The sequence below is a fragment of the Ottowia sp. genome (assembly GCF_035325765.1).
Classification (GTDB): Bacteria; Pseudomonadota; Gammaproteobacteria; order Burkholderiales; family Burkholderiaceae_C; genus Ottowia.
The window spans coordinates 109,729-125,479 of record NZ_DAOKZG010000003.1; the positions used below are offsets into that span (position 1 = coordinate 109,729).

The 15,751-nt window shown below is 67.1% G+C and carries 17 protein-coding genes and 2 riboswitches; of the genes, 6 read left to right on the forward strand and 11 right to left on the reverse strand.

Annotation, left to right across the window (positions count from 1 at the left end):
- Positions 1-156 precede the first annotated feature (156 nt).
- The 11 genes from gcvH to PKA16_RS02235 form a co-directional block, all read right to left on the reverse strand.
- A complete protein-coding gene (gene gcvH, locus PKA16_RS02185; protein ID WP_324399945.1) occupies positions 157-525 on the reverse strand; it encodes a glycine cleavage system protein GcvH in 369 nt (122 codons plus the stop codon).
- Between the two features lie 51 nt (positions 526-576).
- Positions 577-1,704 carry a glycine cleavage system aminomethyltransferase GcvT gene (gcvT, locus tag PKA16_RS02190; RefSeq protein ID WP_324399946.1) on the reverse strand — a complete coding sequence of 376 codons (1,128 nt, stop codon included), beginning with the start codon at positions 1,702-1,704 and terminating at the stop codon, positions 577-579.
- 51 nt (positions 1,705-1,755) lie between these two features.
- Positions 1,756-1,862, reverse strand: a riboswitch (glycine riboswitch).
- Positions 1,863-1,874: 12 nt separating this feature from the next.
- A riboswitch (glycine riboswitch) is annotated at positions 1,875-1,972 on the reverse strand.
- A gap of 10 nt (positions 1,973-1,982) precedes the next feature.
- Complete coding sequence (locus PKA16_RS02195) at positions 1,983-3,260, reverse strand: TRAP transporter large permease (RefSeq protein WP_324399948.1); 1,278 nt, start codon at positions 3,258-3,260, stop codon at positions 1,983-1,985.
- A gap of 58 nt (positions 3,261-3,318) precedes the next feature.
- Positions 3,319-3,813 carry a TRAP transporter small permease gene (locus tag PKA16_RS02200; protein ID WP_324399950.1) on the reverse strand — a complete coding sequence of 165 codons (495 nt, stop codon included), beginning with the start codon at positions 3,811-3,813 and terminating at the stop codon, positions 3,319-3,321.
- Positions 3,814-3,915: 102 nt separating this feature from the next.
- Positions 3,916-4,887 carry a TRAP transporter substrate-binding protein gene (locus tag PKA16_RS02205; RefSeq protein ID WP_324399952.1) on the reverse strand — a complete coding sequence of 324 codons (972 nt, stop codon included), beginning with the start codon at positions 4,885-4,887 and terminating at the stop codon, positions 3,916-3,918.
- Between the two features lie 185 nt (positions 4,888-5,072).
- A complete protein-coding gene (locus PKA16_RS02210; protein WP_324399954.1) occupies positions 5,073-6,053 on the reverse strand; it encodes a TRAP transporter substrate-binding protein in 981 nt (326 codons plus the stop codon).
- 91 nt (positions 6,054-6,144) lie between these two features.
- Positions 6,145-6,729, reverse strand: coding sequence for an amino acid synthesis family protein (locus PKA16_RS02215; protein ID WP_324399956.1), 585 nt, complete (start codon positions 6,727-6,729; stop codon positions 6,145-6,147).
- A 296-nt stretch (positions 6,730-7,025) separates the two neighbouring features.
- Entirely contained in the window at positions 7,026-7,820 is a 795-nt protein-coding gene (locus PKA16_RS02220; protein WP_324399957.1) for an ABC transporter ATP-binding protein, read from the reverse strand.
- Between the two features lie 13 nt (positions 7,821-7,833).
- A complete protein-coding gene (locus tag PKA16_RS02225) occupies positions 7,834-8,727 on the reverse strand; it encodes an ABC transporter permease (RefSeq protein WP_324399959.1) in 894 nt (297 codons plus the stop codon).
- An 85-nt stretch (positions 8,728-8,812) separates the two neighbouring features.
- Positions 8,813-9,778 carry an ABC transporter substrate-binding protein gene (locus tag PKA16_RS02230; RefSeq protein ID WP_324399961.1) on the reverse strand — a complete coding sequence of 322 codons (966 nt, stop codon included), beginning with the start codon at positions 9,776-9,778 and terminating at the stop codon, positions 8,813-8,815.
- Between the two features lie 149 nt (positions 9,779-9,927).
- The gene (locus PKA16_RS02235) at positions 9,928-11,628 is read right to left on the reverse strand and encodes an electron transfer flavoprotein-ubiquinone oxidoreductase (RefSeq protein WP_324399963.1); all 1,701 of its coding nucleotides are present in this window, start codon (positions 11,626-11,628) and stop codon (positions 9,928-9,930) included.
- 220 nt (positions 11,629-11,848) lie between these two features.
- Here PKA16_RS02235 and PKA16_RS02240 point away from each other — a divergent pair, with 220 nt between their 5' ends.
- From PKA16_RS02240 to PKA16_RS02265, 6 genes are all read left to right on the forward strand, one after another.
- A complete protein-coding gene (locus PKA16_RS02240) occupies positions 11,849-12,283 on the forward strand; it encodes an acyl-CoA thioesterase (RefSeq protein ID WP_324399965.1) in 435 nt (144 codons plus the stop codon).
- A 213-nt stretch (positions 12,284-12,496) separates the two neighbouring features.
- Positions 12,497-13,912 (forward strand): integrase family protein, encoded by a 1,416-nt coding sequence (locus PKA16_RS02245; RefSeq protein ID WP_324399967.1) that lies wholly within the window; start codon positions 12,497-12,499, stop codon positions 13,910-13,912.
- Between the two features lie 57 nt (positions 13,913-13,969).
- Positions 13,970-14,248, forward strand: coding sequence for a type II toxin-antitoxin system RelE/ParE family toxin (locus tag PKA16_RS02250; protein ID WP_324399969.1), 279 nt, complete (start codon positions 13,970-13,972; stop codon positions 14,246-14,248).
- Complete coding sequence (locus PKA16_RS02255; protein ID WP_324399971.1) at positions 14,245-14,523, forward strand: helix-turn-helix transcriptional regulator; 279 nt, start codon at positions 14,245-14,247, stop codon at positions 14,521-14,523. The genes PKA16_RS02250 and PKA16_RS02255 overlap by 4 nt, the downstream gene beginning before the upstream one ends.
- Before the next feature lie 106 nt (positions 14,524-14,629).
- A complete protein-coding gene (locus PKA16_RS02260; RefSeq protein ID WP_324399973.1) occupies positions 14,630-15,397 on the forward strand; it encodes a hypothetical protein in 768 nt (255 codons plus the stop codon).
- 120 nt (positions 15,398-15,517) lie between these two features.
- Positions 15,518-15,751, forward strand: a complete 234-nt coding sequence (locus PKA16_RS02265) for a hypothetical protein (RefSeq protein ID WP_324400063.1) — start codon at positions 15,518-15,520, stop codon at positions 15,749-15,751.

A 15,751-nucleotide genomic window follows, 5' to 3' on the forward strand; every position in this document is an offset into this window, starting at 1 on the left:
GATGCGAAAAAACATCCATGCGCAGGGGGCGCAGGGATTTCGCGGAGGACGCGGAAAAAACGTTTGAAGTCTCTTCTGCGTCCTCTGCGTGACCTTCGCGTCCTCTGCGTACGGATGCTCTGTTCTCGATGCCGGGTCCCATTGGACCCGCGCGAGTCACCCCGCGCTGAAGGCGCGGTAGGCGGCCTCGTCCATCAGTGCGTCCAGCTGCGCGGGATCGCTGAGCCTGACCTTGAAGAACCAGCCGGCGCCCAGCGGGTCGCTGTTGGCCAGGCTGGGCTCGGCACGCAGGGTTTCGTTCACCTCGGTGACCTCGCCGCCGACCGGCATGTAGATGTCGGCGGCGGCCTTCACGCTTTCGACCACCCCGGCAGTCTCTTTCTGAGCGTAGTTCTGGCCGACCTCGGGCAGGTCGACGAATACCACGTCGCCCAGGGCGTCCTGGGCATGTTCGGTGATGCCGACCGTGGCGATGTCGCCCTCGACGCGGATCCATTCATGGTCTTCGGTGTACTTGAGGCTCATGCTTGCTCCTGAAAAAGAGAGGGTGGGTGTCGGGAATCGATGCGCGCTGGCTCAGCCGCGGTAATAGCGCGTCGGCACGAACGGCGTGGCGACGACCTCCATGGGCACCGGCTTGCCGCGCACCATGGCGAACAGCTCGGTGCCGATGGTGGCGTAGCCCGGTCGCACGTAGCCCATGGCGATCGGCCGATCGAGCGTGGGACTGAGCAGGCCACTGGTGACCTGGCCGACGCTCTGGCCGTCCAGGTTCTGCAACTCGGCTGGCTCGCGCACGGGCACCCGCTGCCTGGCCATCAGGGCGATGCGCTGGCGCGCCAGCGGCGTGCGGCCCTCGAGCTGGGCCAGGATGCGTTCCGCGCCCGGAAAGCCGCCAGCGCGTGCGCCGCCGCTGCGCCGGGCCTTTTGCAGCGCCCAGTTCAGCCCGGCTTCGATCGGCGTGGTGGTGGTGTCGATGTCGTTGCCGTAGAGGCACAGGCCGGCTTCCAGCCGCAGCGAGTTGCGCGCGCCCAGGCCGATCGGCCGGACTTCGGACTGCGCCAGCAGGGCGCGTGCAAAGGCCTCGGCGCGCTCGCCCGGCAGCGAAATCTCGAAGCCGTCCTCGCCGGTGTAGCCGCTGCGCGTGACGTAGAGCGGCGTGCCCTGCCAGTTGTAGGCGCCGCCGGTCATGAACACCAGCGCGCGCACGCCCGGCACCAGGCGCTCCAGCGCCAGCGCTGCCTGGGGCCCCTGCAAGGCCAGCAGCGCCTGCTCCGGCATGGGGCGCACTTCGCAGCGATCGCCGATGCGCGCCTGGATGTGGGCGATGTCGGCCGCCTTGCAGGCGCCGTTGACGATCAGGAACAGCCGGTCACCGCCGCGGTTGACGAACATCAGGTCGTCCAGGATCGTGCCTTCCTCCGACAGCAGCAGGCCGTAGCGCTGCCGGTCGATGGCCAGGCCCAGCACGTCGACCGGCATCAGGGTTTCCAGGGCCGCCGCGGCATCGGGGCCGAGCAGTTCGAGCTGGCCCATGTGCGAGACGTCGAACAGGCCGGCGGCCTCGCGCGTGTGCTTGTGCTCCGCGATCAGGCCGCTCGGATATTGCACCGGCATCGCGTAGCCGGCAAAGGGCACCAGGCGCGCGCCCAGTTCGACGTGCAGCGCGTGCAGCGGGGTCTTCTTCAGTTCGGCGTCGGACATGCTGGGGGTCTCCTTCATGAAGGGGCAACCCACGACCCTTGCAGGTCGTGGCCATGCCCGGCTGTCCGCTTTACCTGAGAGATTCGCGTCGGCGATGCGGCGCTTGCTCCTTCGGTGGAAGGCCGCTGGCGCGGCCTTCTCTCTCCAGCAGGGGACGCCCGGGTCGCCCCGGACGCTTGCCAGTCCTTTTGCCTGAGCGTTTTGGCCGCGCCTCGCGCCTTCGGCGGCGTCACCGACGGCGGGTGGCGCACTCTCCTGACAGAGGCGGATTCTACGTGCTAACCGCGATACACCAGATCGCGCAGTGCCAGCGAGATCCAGGGCACGTAGGTGATCACCATCAGGCAACCCAGCACCACCAGCACGAAGGGCACGAGGTGCCTGATGATGCGGTCGAGCGAGACCCTGGCCACGGTGCAGACCGCGAACAGGTTGACGCCAAAGGGCGGCGTGATCATGCCCAGCGCCAGGTTGACCACCATGATCAGCCCGAAGTGCACCGGATCGACGCCGAAGTGCGCCGCCACCGGCGCCAGGATCGGCCCGAGCACGATGATGGCGGCGCTGGTTTCGATGAACATGCCGATGACGAACAGCGCGGCATTGACGCCGAGCAGGAACCAGTGCGGCGACTTCAACGTTTCGGCCAGCCACAGACCGATCGCCTCGGGGATGCCGGCGCGCGTGATGAGGAAGGCGAACAGGCCGGCATTGGCGATGATGAACATGATCACGGTCGACGAGATCACCGACTTGCGCAGCGCCTCGGCCAGGTCCTTGAGGCCGATCTCGCGGTGGATGCCGACGCCGATCACGAGGGCGTAGAGCACGGCCACCGCCGCCGCCTCGGTCGGGGTGAAGACGCCGCCGTAGATGCCGCCCAGCACCACCACCGGCATGAGCAGGGCCCAGACGGCCTTGCGCGTGGCCGCCAGCACGCCCATGCGGCCGTCGCCGTCGTGCTTGCCCCAGCCCTTGACCTTGCAGTAGAGCCAGATGAACAGCATCAGGCCACCGGCGATCACGATGCCGGGGCCGAAGCCGGCAATGAACAGCTCGCCGATAGAGACCTCGGCCGCCACGCCGTAGAGGATCATCGGGATCGAGGGCGGCACGATCACGCCGAGCTCGGCGCTGGTGGCCTGCAGCGCCGCGGCCCAGGTGGTCGGGTAGCCGGCCTTGATCAGCGCCGGGATCAGGATCGCGCCGATCGCGAAGGTGGTGGCCACCGACGAGCCCGAGACCGCGGCAAAGATCATGCAGGTGAGCACGCAGGTCATCGGCAGGCCGCCCTGGATGCCGCCGACGATGCTCTTGGCAAAGTCGACCAGGCGGCGCGAGATGCCGCCGGTCTCCATCAGGTTGCCGGCCAGGATGAAGAAGGGGATGGCGGCAAGCGGAAACTTGTTCAGCGCGTTGAACATCTCCTTGACGGAGATGAGCATCGGCGCGTGGTTGACCTGCATGCCGACGATGGCCGCGAGGCCGATCGACACCGCGACCGAGACGCTGAGCACGAAGCCCAGCATCATGGTGATGAGCATGGCGCCGGTCATGGCGTGCTACCGCTGGTGGCGCTCGGGCGCGCAATGACGCGGGTTTCGGGGCTGCCGCTCATTGCGCCGTCTCCAGTTCGAGGTGGCGCGGATCCAGGTAGTGGGCCACGATGCCCAGCATCGAGGACACCGCGCCCACCGGCAGCGCGATGTAGGCCCAGAACATCGAGATCGATTCCAGTCCGGCCATGCTCTGCACGCGACCGCGCAGCGCGTAGTCCCAGCCCCACCACAGGATGATCACCATCAGCGTCAGCGCCGCCAGCGAGATCACGAGGTCGAGCACGCGGCGCAGGCGCGGCGGCACGGCGCGGTAGAGCGCGTCGACGCTGATCATGGAGCCCTGGCGGAAGGCGATCGGGCAGGCCAGGAACACCATCCAGATGAGCGAGAAGCGGATCAGGACCTCGGTCCATTCGGCCGGCTGCTCGAGCACGAAGCGCATGAACACCTGGAACACGCCCAGGCCCGAGGCGATGGCCAGCATGGCGCAGGCCAGCACCAGGGCGATGCGGCTGGTCCAGTGTTCCACGCGCAGGATCAGGATTCTCATGATGCTTGGTGGCAGACGAAAACGCCCGCCGCGCGGTGCGGACGGGCGCTGTCGGCGGTCACGCCGGGGCGTGCCGCGCGGCGGACTGCTGGTCGCCGGGCATTACTTGTAGTTGCGGATGCGATCCAGGTTGTCCTTGCCGAATTCCTTCTCGAACTGCGCGTTCACCGGCGCCAGTGCGGCGACGAACTTGGACTTGTCGAGATCGTCGATCACCGTCATGCCCTTGCTGCGCAGGTCGGCCACGCCCTTGGCGTCATCCTCGTCCACGCGCGCGCGGTTGGCCTTGGTGCCTTCCTTGGCGGCCTCGATGAAGGCCTGCTTGTCCTCGGCGCTGAGCTTGTCGAAGGCTTCCTTGTTCATCAGGAAGATGCAGGGCGAGTACACGTGGCCGGTCAGCGACAGGTGCTTCTGCACCTGGTCGAACTTGGCCGAGATGATGACCGGCAGCGGGTTTTCCTGCCCGTCGACCGTGCCCTGCTGCAGGGCGGTGAACACCTCGGGGAAGGCCATCGGCGTGGTGATGATGCCGAAGCCCTTGTAGGCGGCGATGTGCACCGGGTTCTCCATGGTGCGCATCTTCAGGCCCTTGAGGTCCTCGGGCGTGCGCACGTCACGCTTGCTGTTGGTCATGTGGCGGAAGCCGTTTTCGGCCCAGGCCAGGCCGACCATGCCCTTGGGCTCGAACTTCTTGAGCAGGTCCTGGCCGATCGGGCCGTCGAGCACGGCGCGCGCGTGTGCCTTGTCGCGGAACAGGAACGGCACGTCGAGGATCTTGGTTTCGGGCACGAAGTTGGGGATCGGCCCGGTGGAGGTGAAGGTCAGCTCCTGCGTGCCCAGCTGCACGGCCTCGACCGATTCGCGCTCGCCGCCCAGGGCCCCGTTGTAGAAGGTCTGGATCTTGTAGCGGCCGTTGGTGCGCTTCTCCACCTCCTGCGCGAAGGTGTCGATGGCGATGCCCTGGTGCGAGTTCTGCGCCACGGAAATGTTGATGCGCATGGAGGTTTGCGCGCTGACACCGGCGGTCAGGCCGAGCGTCAGGGCGACACCAAGAACCAAAGCGTGAAGTTTCATGGAAGGGAACTCCTGAAGAGATGGCGGATGGGGATGACCGGGCGCAGGCAGACGCGCGCCACGCAGGTCGGCCATTATGGGCATGCAACGGCGACGCCGGTACGGGGTTTTCGCGTATTTCCCCACCGCTGGTGCTGGCAGTCACGCCTGCGTGCGCGGTGCCGCGGCGGGCCGCTGCCGCGGCTTCAGGAGCCTTTGTGGTCGCGAATGCGCTGGATGTTTTCGGCGCCGAAATCCTTCTCGAACTGCGCATTCACCCGGGCCAGGGCGTCGACGAATCGGCCCTTGTCGACGTTCTCGATGACCTGCACGCCATGCGAGCGGAAATATGCGACGCCGGAGGCGTCGTCCTTGTCGACGCGCTCCCGGTTGGCGCGGGTGCCCTCGCGCGCGGCGTCCAGGAAGGCCTGCTGGTCGGCCGCGCTCAGCTGGGCCCAGGCGCCCGGATTCATCAGCCAGACGCAGGGCGAATAGACGTGGCCGGTGAGCGTCAGGTATTTCTGCACCTGGTCGAACTTGCCGGCGATCATGATCGAGAGCGGGTTTTCCTGCCCGTCCACCGTGCCCTGCTGCAGTGCCGTGAAGACTTCGGGAAAAGCCATCGGCGTGGTGATGATCCCGAGGCCCTTGAATGCTGCCATGTGGACCGGGTTTTCCATGGTGCGCATCTTGAGCCCCTTGACGTCGGCCGGCTGGTTGATGGGGCGCACGTTGTTCGTCATGTGCCGGACCCCGTTCTCGCCCCAGCCCAGCGCCTTGAAGCCGTGCTTCTCGAACTTCGCCAGCAGCTCCTGGCCGATGGGTCCGTCCAGCACGGCGCGCGCGTGCGCCTTGTCGCGGAACAGGAAGGGCATGTCGAGGATCTTGGTCTCGGGCACGAAATTCGGGATCGGCCCCGTGGTGGAGAAGGCCAGTTCCTGCGTGCCCAGTTGCACCGCCTCGTCGTACTCGCGTTCGCCCCCGAGCGCGCCGCTGTAGAAGGTCTTGATGACGTAGCGCCCCTGGGTGCGTTGCTCCACCTCGCGCGCGAAGGTGTCGATGGCCACGCCCTGGTGCGAGTCCTGCGAAGTGGCGATGCTGATGCGCATCACCGTCTGTGCCTGGCTGGCACCGCAGGCCAGGCCCAGGGCGAGGCACAGGCCGATCAGGAAGTTGCGTGATTTCATGATGTCTCCGTTGGCGAGGTGTCGTGGCTTGCCGTCGCGGCCGCTCGGACCGGTGGGTGCGCGGGCTGCATCGGGAACCCGGTTGCCGCGGTCAGCCGGCACCGCGCATGCGATCGACCAGGGCGCGCACGGTTGCCTCGCTGGCCCCGACGATGCGCGCGTTCGGCCGCCCCGTGCCGAAAGCCACGGCCAGCACGATTTCATCGGCGCGCGGCGCGCCCGGGATCCGGACTTCCAGCGTGTCCATCGCGTCGTAGTGCCAGCCGTCATCGATGCCGCCCAGCACCACGTCGAGTGAAGCTCCGGGTCCGCCACGCTTGGCGTTGCCGGGGATCAGCGCGTAGCCGGCCCGGATTGCCGACCGCATCGCCAGCCCGATCCGGCAGTGGATCATCGCGGCGCCCTGCTCGAGGTCGCCGGCTTCGCCCACCAGCACGCCCTTGCCGAAGGCGATCGGCTTGCGCTCGCCCATCGCCTGCAGGCATTTCTGCACCAGGATCTCGCCGATGCGTGCCGACTCGGCGGCGCACTCGTCCAGGATCGCGGTGCTCGCGCTGCCCTGGTGCGGGTTGTGCAGCACCGCGCACGCGGCGACCTTGAGCGCCGGCGGAGCGACGGGCGTGCCCGAGGGCGGGTGGCTCTCGGCGACGATGAGATGCAGTTCTCGAATGTCCATGATGCTCCGCTGCGGGTTGGAAGATCGCCACGGCAAGTGGTGCAGTACCCGATCACCGCCCGCCGCGCGGGGTATGCGCAGGCGGTCGGGGTCGACCATCCGAACCATGGTCCATGCTGGCTGGGTGGCTGCAATCGATGATAGGAGCAGCCGACGCGTGGTCCTAGAACCACGCGTGGTCCAGGCGATGGGTCCAGGCCGGTGCCTGCGCGTGCCGCGGGTGAGCGGCGTCACGCGCGCGTCGTGCCTTCGTGGTGTCTTGCGGCAGTGCGCCGCGGCGTCTCGGCGGTCGTGCCTCAGCCGAGCAGCAGGGCGTCGTCGGCCAGCTCCTCGCCGCGCACCCTGGCGAACATGCGCAGCAGGTCGGGCACGTCCATGCGGGCACGCTCCTCGCCGGAGACGTCCAGCACCACCTGGCCCTGGTGCAGCATCACGGTGCGTTCGCCGACGTCCAGCGCCTGGCGCATGCTGTGCGTGACCATCATCGTGGTCAGCTGGTTCTCCTCGACGATCCGGCAGGTCAGGCGCAGCACGAAGTCGGCGGTGCGCGGATCGAGCGCGGCGGTGTGCTCGTCGAGCAGCAGGATGCGCGAGGGCTGGAGTGACGCCATCAGCAGGCTGACGGCCTGGCGCTGGCCGCCCGAGAGCAGGCCGATGCGGTCCGTGAGGCGGTTCTCCAGCCCCAGGCCGAGGGTGGCCAGGCGCTCCCGGAAGCGCGCGCGCTCGGCGCTCTTGACGGCACTGCGCAGGCCGCGGCGCGTGCCGCGCTGCTGCGCCAGTGCCATGTTCTCCTCGATCGTCAGGTCTTCGCAGGTGCCGGCCATCGGATCCTGGAACACGCGTGCCACGCGCTGCGCGCGCGACCACACGGGCTCGCGCGTGACGTCCAGCCCGTCGATCACGATGCGCCCCGAGTCGACGCTCAGGTTGCCCGAGATGGCATTCAGGAAGGTCGACTTGCCGGCGCCGTTGGAGCCGATCACGGTGACGAACTGGCCGGCCGGGATTTCCAGCGACATGCCGCACAAGGCGCGCGTCTCGATCGGCGTGCCGGCGTTGAAGGTGATGTGCAGGTCCTGGGCGCTCAGCATGTCGGGTCTCCGCTCACAGGCTGCGCGGCGCTTCCGCCGTCTTGCGCTTGAGCTGCGGGATGATGAGGGCGATCGTCACCAGCACGGCGGTCACCAGGTTCAGGTCCTGGGCCTTCAGGCCGATGAAGTCGCTGTTCAGCGCCATGGCGATGAAGAAGCGGTAGACGATGGCGCCGAGGATGGCGCCCAGCGTCGCCAGCACGATGCGGCGCGAGAAGATGATGCTCTCGCCGACGATCACCGCGGCCAGGCCGATGACGATGGTGCCGATACCCATCGAGATGTCGGCGCCGCCCTGGGTCTGCGCGAACAGCGCGCCGGCCAGGCCCACCAGGGCGTTGGAAAAGGCCATGCCCAGCAGCACCATGGCACCGGTGTTGATGCCCTGCGCACGCGCCATGCGCGGGTTGGAGCCGGTGGCGCGGATGGCCAGGCCGCGCTCGGTGGAGAAGAACCAGTCGGTGACCAGCTTGCAGCCGATCACGATCAGCAGCATCAGGGTCGGGCGCCACCAGAAGTCATCCATCCCGACCGGCTGGGTCTGGTTGAACACCGTGGGGTCGTTGATCAGCGGGATGTTGGGTCCGCCCATGATGCGCAGGTTGACCGAAAACAGCGCGATCATCATCAGGATCGAGGCCAGCAGGTCCATGATCTTCAGGCGCACGTTCAGCCATCCGGTGATGAACCCGGCCACGGCGCCGGCCAGGGTGGCCGCCACGGTGGCGGTGAACGGATCGCTGCCGCGGGAGATCAGCACCGCGCACACCGCGCCACCGAGCGGGAAGCTGCCGTCCACCGTCAGGTCAGGGAAGCGCAGCAGGCGAAACGAGATGAAGACGCCCAGCGACACCAGCGCAAAAATCAGGCCGATCTCGACGGCGCCCAGGATCGAAAACAGGGACATGGTGGAGTCGCGAAAGAAAAAGCAGGAGCCATGATGTCATGGCTCCTGCGTGCGTGGAATAGCGGCTTACCCCAGCCGCCTGCCGTCACTTGACCACTTCGGTGGCCGACTTGACCAGGTCCTCGGACAGTTTCACGCCCTGCTTCTCGGCCGCCCCGGGGTTGACGAACAGCTCCAGCTTGGTGCTGGTCTCGGGCTTGATGTCGCCGGGCTTCTCGCCCTTGAGGATGCGCGCCACCATGCGGCCGGTCTGCTCGCCCAGGTCGCGGTAGTTGATGCCCAGCGCCGCGATGGCGCCGCGCTTGACGCTGTCGGTGTCCGACGCGACCAGCGGCAGCTTGGCTTCCTGGCCGACCTTGACCAGCGACTCGTAGGCCGACACCACGTTGTTGTCGGTGTTGGTGTAGACCACGTCGACCTTGCCGATCAGGCTGCGCGCGGCGCTGCCGACGTCGACCGAGCGCGGTGCCGAGGCCTCGACCAGGTTCATGCCCTGCTTGGGCAGCAGTTCCTTGAGCTGGTTCACCACCACCACCGAGTTCGCCTCGCCCGGGTTGTACACCATGCCCACGCGCTTGGCGCCCGGCACCACCTGCTTGATCAGGTCGATCTGCTTGTCCAGCGCCAGCAGGTCGGACACGCCGGTCACGTTCGTGTGCGAGGCGTCCCAGTTCGGCACCAGCTTGGCAGCGACCGGGTCGGTGACGGCAGAGAACACCACCGGCACCGTCTTGGTGGCTGCCACCACGGCCTGGGCCGACGGCGTGGCGATGGCGACGATGGCATCCGGGTTGTCACCGACGAACTTGCGCGCGATCTGCGCCGCCGTGCCGGTGTTGCCCTGTGCGCTCTGGTACTGCCACTTGAGGTTCTTGCCCTCTTCGTAGCCGGCCTCCTTGAGCGCGGCCTTCACGCCGTCGCGCACGGCGTCGAGCGCCGGGTGCTCGACGATGGCCGTCACCGCGACCGATTTTTCCTGCGCGCTGGCCGGGGCGATGGCTGCCATGGCCAGCGCCAGTGCACCCAGGGTCATCCATGGCAACTTCTTCATTCGTTCATCTCCTGAATCTGTGTATTGAGCCGGTAGGGAACGGGCCACCGCAGGCGGCACCGGGCCCGAAGTGTACGACGCCCGGCGTGTCGCGTGAAAAGCGGCAGTGCCGGACCGTGCTCGCAGCGGGGGCGCGCCGGCGTCATCGCTCACATCTCCGCGTAGTTCGGGCCGCCGCCACCCTCGGGCGTGACCCAGACGATGTTCTGCGTCGGGTCCTTGATGTCGCAGGTCTTGCAGTGCACGCAGTTCTGCGCGTTGATCTGCAGCCGCATGGCACCGCCGCCCTTGGCCTCGTCGGGCACGAACTCGTACACGCCGGCGGGGCAGTAGCGGCCCTCCGGACCGGCGAACTTGGCCAGGTTGACGTTGACCGGCACGCTGGCGTCCTTCAGCGTCAGGTGCGAGGGCTGGTTTTCCTCGTGGTTGGTGTTGCTGATGAAGACGCTGGAAAGGCGGTCGAAGGTCAGCTCGCCGTCCGGCTTGGGGTAGTCGATCGGCTGGCACTCGGCGGCCGGCCTGAGCTGCACGTGGTCCGGCAGCTTGCGGTGCAGGGTCCAGGGCATGTGGCCGCGCAGCGCGTACTGCTCGAAGCCGTTCATCACCGTCCCCACCGTCAGGCCGTGCTTGAACCAGTTCTTGAAGTTGCGGTCCTTGTTCAGCTCGGCCGCCAGCCAGCTCTGGTTGAAGGCCTCCGGGTAGGCCGTGAGTTCATCGTGCTGGCGCCCGGCCTGGATCGCGTCGAAGGCGGCGTCACCCGCCAGCGAGCCGGTCTTGATGGCGGCGTGGCTGCCCTTGATGCGCCCGACGTTCAGGTAGCCGGCGTCGCAGCCGACCAGCGCGCCGCCCGGGAACACGGTCTTCGGCAGTGCCAGGATGCCGCCCGCGGTGATGGCGCGCGCGCCGTAGGACAGGCGCTTGGCGTTGACCTTGCCGGCCTTGTCGGTGAAGTACCAGCGGATGCGCGGATGCGTCTTCCAGCGCTGGAATTCCTCGAACGGGCTGAGGTAGGGGTTCTTGTAGTTGAGTCCGACGACGAAGCCGCAGTAGATCTTGTGGTCCTCGGCGTGGTACATGAAGGCGCCGCCGTAGGTGTGTTCGTCCATCGGCCAGCCGGCGGTGTGCATCACCATGCCGGGGGTGTGGCGGCTGGGGTCGACTTCCCACACCTCCTTGATGCCGATGGCGTAGCTCTGCGGGTCACTCAGCTCGTCGAGCTTGTAGCGCGCGATCAGCTGCTTGCCCAGGTGGCCGCGCGAGCCCTCGGCGAAGATCGTGTACTTGGCGTGCAGCTCCATGCCGAGCTGGAAGTTCTCGGTCGGCTCGCCGTCCTTGCCGATGCCGACGTTGCCGGTGGCCACGCCCTTGACGCTGCCGTCCTCGTTGTAAAGGATCTCGGCGGCGGCAAAGCCGGGGAAGATCTCCACGCCCAGGGCCTCGGCCTGCTCGGCCAGCCAGCGCACCACCCGCCCCAGGCTGGCGATGTAGTTGCCGTGGTTCTGCGCGAACGGCGGCAGGAACAGCCCCGGCACGCGCACGCCGCCCTTCTCGCTCAGGAACACGTAGGCATCGTCGGTGACGGGCTGGTGCAGCGGCGCGCCCTTCTCCTTCCAGTCGGGGATCAGCTCGCTCAGGGCCCTGGGATCGATCACCGCGCCCGACAGGATGTGGGCGCCTGGCTCCGAGCCCTTTTCCAACACCACGACCGAGACGTCCTGACCCTTCTCGGCGGCGCGCTGCTTGATGCGGATGGCGGCCGACAGGCCGCCCGGGCCGGCACCGACGATCACCACGTCGTAGTCCATGGCTTCGCGCGGGCCGTACTGCTGAAGGATTTGCTCGGGGGTCATGGGCAGGTCCTGGAAGGGGATTTGACGAAATGCCGAATCGGCCGGCTCGGCGGGCCGTCATGCGCGCCGGCCGCTGGGCCGATTCTATGCACCGGCGGGGCGCCCGGGTACGCCTGGGCGACAGGGTTGCCGGCGCCGCCCATCACCTCGGGTATTCTGCGCAGTTCCGGTCCCGGCATTTCCGGCCGTCGCGCACGTCCATCCTTTCCAAGGCATTCGCATGAAGATCGACCTCCCCGAACAGAAGAAGCTGGTCTACGAGATGACCATCCCCATCCGCTGGGGCGACATGGATGCGATGGGGCACATCAACAATGCCGTGTATTTCCGCTACATGGAGACCGCGCGCATCGACTGGTTCACCTCGCTCGGCCTGCAACCCGACCCGAAAGGCGAGGGCATCGTGATCGTCAACGCCTTCTGCAACTTCATCCGCCAGTTCGAGTATCCCGGCACGGTGCTGATCAGGACCTTTGTCAGCAACCCCGGACGCAGTTCGTTCGACACCTGGGCCACCATGGAACGTGCCGACCAGCCCGGCATCCTGTGCGCCAGCGGCGGTGCGACCATCGTCTGGGTCGACTTCCCGGCGCAGAAATCGGCCCCGCTGCCGGGCTGGCTGCTGGAGGCCGTGGGCTTGGCCGCGCCACGCTGAGCCCACTGCCGGGGTCGGCGCAAGGCCCATGAAAAAAACCCGCACGGCGCGCGCCGGCGGGTTCCTTCAAATCCTGGGGTGGCTGATGGGACTCGAACCCACGACAACCGGAATCACAATCCGGGGTTGTTGGTGTTTACGTGCGTTGATTGGTGTAGGTAAAATCCATGAAAATCAATGTCTTATCTGGTTTGTAGCCCGGACATGCGTTGATTGAAATACCGCAATATGGCGTCAAAATGCCTACAGATTGCCTACAGATTGCCTACAGATATGAAAACGCCACCGAGCAAAACCCGCCTGACAGTCCCCAAAATTGCCGCGTTCTCGTGTCCCGCAGGACGGGGACAAGCCTTCCTTTGGGACACACAAACGCCCGGCCTGGCGCTGCGCGTCAGTGCTCAAGGTCGGAAATCCTTTGTCCTGGAGGCACGCCTACGCGGCAAAACGATGCGCCTGACGATTGGCGACCCTGCGGCCTGGCCGCTGGGCGCCGCCCGCATCGAGGCCATGCGCCTAAAAATGCTGATCGACGCAGGCCACGACCCGCGCGAACTGGCCCGCCAGCAGGACGCCGAGCGCGAAGCCACCGAAGCTCAGGCCGAAGCCGAGCGCAAGGCTGCCGAAGCGCAGGCCGTAACCGTGGGCGAAATCTGGGGCCGCTACTTGACCGAGCGCCGCCCGCACTGGGGCGAGCGTCACTATCAGGACCACCTAGACATGATGCGCGCCGGTGGCGAACCCAAGAAGCGCGGCAAGGGCGTCACGACGCCCGGCCCGTTGCATCAGTTCGCCGCCGTGCGTCTGGTTGATATGGAGCCTGAGGCTGTGCAGGCATGGGCTGCCGAGGAAGCGCAGAGCCGCCCGACCCGCGCGCGCCTGGCGCTGCACCTGCTGCACGCCTTCCTGGCCTGGTGCACCGAGCAGCGCGACCTTGCCGACCTGGTGCCAGACAAGAACCCGGCCCGCAACCGCCGCGCGCGCGAAGTGCTGGGCAAGCCCCAGGCCAAGCGCGATGCGCTGCTGAAGGAGCAACTGCCGGCCTGGTTCGCCGCTGTGCGCGACATGAACAACCCGGCGCACGCGGCCTACCTGCAGGCGCTGCTGCTGACTGGCGCCCGGCCCGGCGAGCTGCAAGCCCTGTGCTGGGAGGATGTGGATAGCCGCTGGCGCAGCGTGGCCCTGCGCGACAAGGACGAATCCAAAGGCGGGCGCGATGGCTTCCGCCTGGTGCCCCTGACGCCCTACGTGCACTACCTGCTGGCGGGCCTGCCGCGCCGCAGCCTGTTCGTGTTCGCTGGTGCGACTGGTGCGCCGCTGCACCGGCCCAACGTGCAGCACACGAAGGCCTGCCGCATCGCTGGAATCGAGGGTCTGACACTGCACGGCCTGCGCCGCAGCTTCGGCACGCTGGCCGAGTGGCAAGAAGTACCCGCGGGCGTGGTGGCGCAAATCATGGGCCACAAGCCCAGCGCCACCGCCGAAAAACACTACCGCGTGCGGCCGCTGGACCTGCTGCGCGTGCACCATGAGAAGCTGGAGCGCTGGATTCTGGAGCAGGCTGGCGTGCAGTTCGACGCCAGCAAGGAGCCCGGCAAGCTGCGCGCCGTTATTGCGTCAATATCTTAAAAAAGGCATAATATGGATGCTTGGACGGTAGCACTGCACCCGCTGGCCGAATCCGAATTGCTGGCCCTGCCTGCCGACATGCAAGCGCGATTCCTGCGCATTGCGGAGCTGCTGGAGGAATTCGGGCCGCAGCGTGTGGGCCTGCCCCATGTGCGCCCGCTGGAAAGCAAGCTGTGGGAGATGCGCATGAAAGGCAGGGACGGCATCGCCCGCGCCGTGTACGCCGCCGTCCAGGGCCGCTGCCTGCTGGTGCTGCATGTGTTCGTCAAGAAGACCCAGGCGACACCACGCAAGGCGATAGACACCGCCCTGCAACGCTTGAAGGACGCCGCATGAAGACGCTGAAAGACCTGAAGACCGAACTGCTGGAGCACCCCGACACCCGCGCCGAATACGACGCCCTGGCCGATGAATCCGCCATGGCACGCGAGCTGATTGCTGCCCGCACCAGAGCCGGCCTGACGCAAGCCGAGGTGGCCGCGCGCATGGGCACCGGACAGAGCACGGTGGCCCGGCTGGAAAGCGGCAGGGGCACGCCATCGCTGCGCAGCGTGCAACGCTACGCCCAGGCCGTGGGCTATCGCGCCGTGGTGCGCCTGGTGCACGGCTGACCGAATCGCCCCAGCTAGGCAGGGCCGCAATCCTGCCGAAAAGCCAGTTCTCCCGCTGGCCTGCTGGGGCACTACAGACGGGAGCGCACCGGGGAGGGTGCAAGCCATGAGCACAGAAAAGACATTCACGCGCCGAGAGCTGCTGGATGCATTGTTGTCAGTGGGTGACGACGGTGACCCCTACAAATTCGAGCCAGACGGCATTTGGCTGGATAGCCCCCGTTCTGATTGGCACTCGCTCACACCGCAAGAGCAAGAAGACATCGCCGGATTTGACAGTGCAACAGCCAAGGATCACCCGCGCGACCCCGACCGCCTGCTTGTAGGGAGACCGCCGGCACCAGGCGACATGCTCCCTCTTCCGCTGCTGCCGTTCCCATTCACTTGCGTCGAGCTGCTGGAGTTTGAAGACGCCACAGGCAACGAGCTACGCAGCCGCTTACCGGCAGACGACGGCGAAGCACTGAAGCGGGCCGGCCATCTGAGGCAGCCGCAAGACCCAAGGCGCGAAGTCAAGCCCAACGCCGCCGACATTGTTCGCCTGCTCATCGGCGACCTGCGGCCCGAGGACATGGAGCCAGATGGGGACGAGGACGCCCAGGCGGCGCAAGCCGAGGCGAGCGCAGGCACTGCCAAGCGCGCTGCACTGGTGGCGCGCCTGGAACACGAATGGCCCACGATTGAAGCCGACTTGAACGAGGCCAGCCGCAACGGGCTGGGCAAGGCTGCCCGTGCTGGAACGCGCGGATTCTGGCGCGTGGAAAAGGCGCGCGAGTGGGCGCAGCAGCGCGGCAAGCTGCGACAGCAAGCATCCGTGCGCCCACTGAACAGCCCCTGGCCCGGGGCCGTGCGCAAGCACCGGATGGAGGTCTGAACTGGCGCCCCGAATCCGGGGCGAGTCTGGGCTTTTCATGGGCTTTTCATGGGCTTTTGCCGGATGAATCCGGGGCCGGAATAGTCCGCTGCCATGTCCTTCACCAATCGACATGGCACTATGGAAATCGCAGCATCCGAATCCCGCGCCGCTGGCGTGCAGCAGCCGCCGCTGGCGAGCATCACTCGCCCGACCGTTGACACGAATGCGGCAGCCTACTACCTGAATCGACGCCCCCAGACCCTGCGCGGCTGGGCATCTGCGGAGACATACCCGGAGGGCTTGGCCCCTATCCGCATCAATGGCCGCCTGGCCTGGCCGGTGGCAGGCATCCGCGCGGCGCTCGGGGTGTGA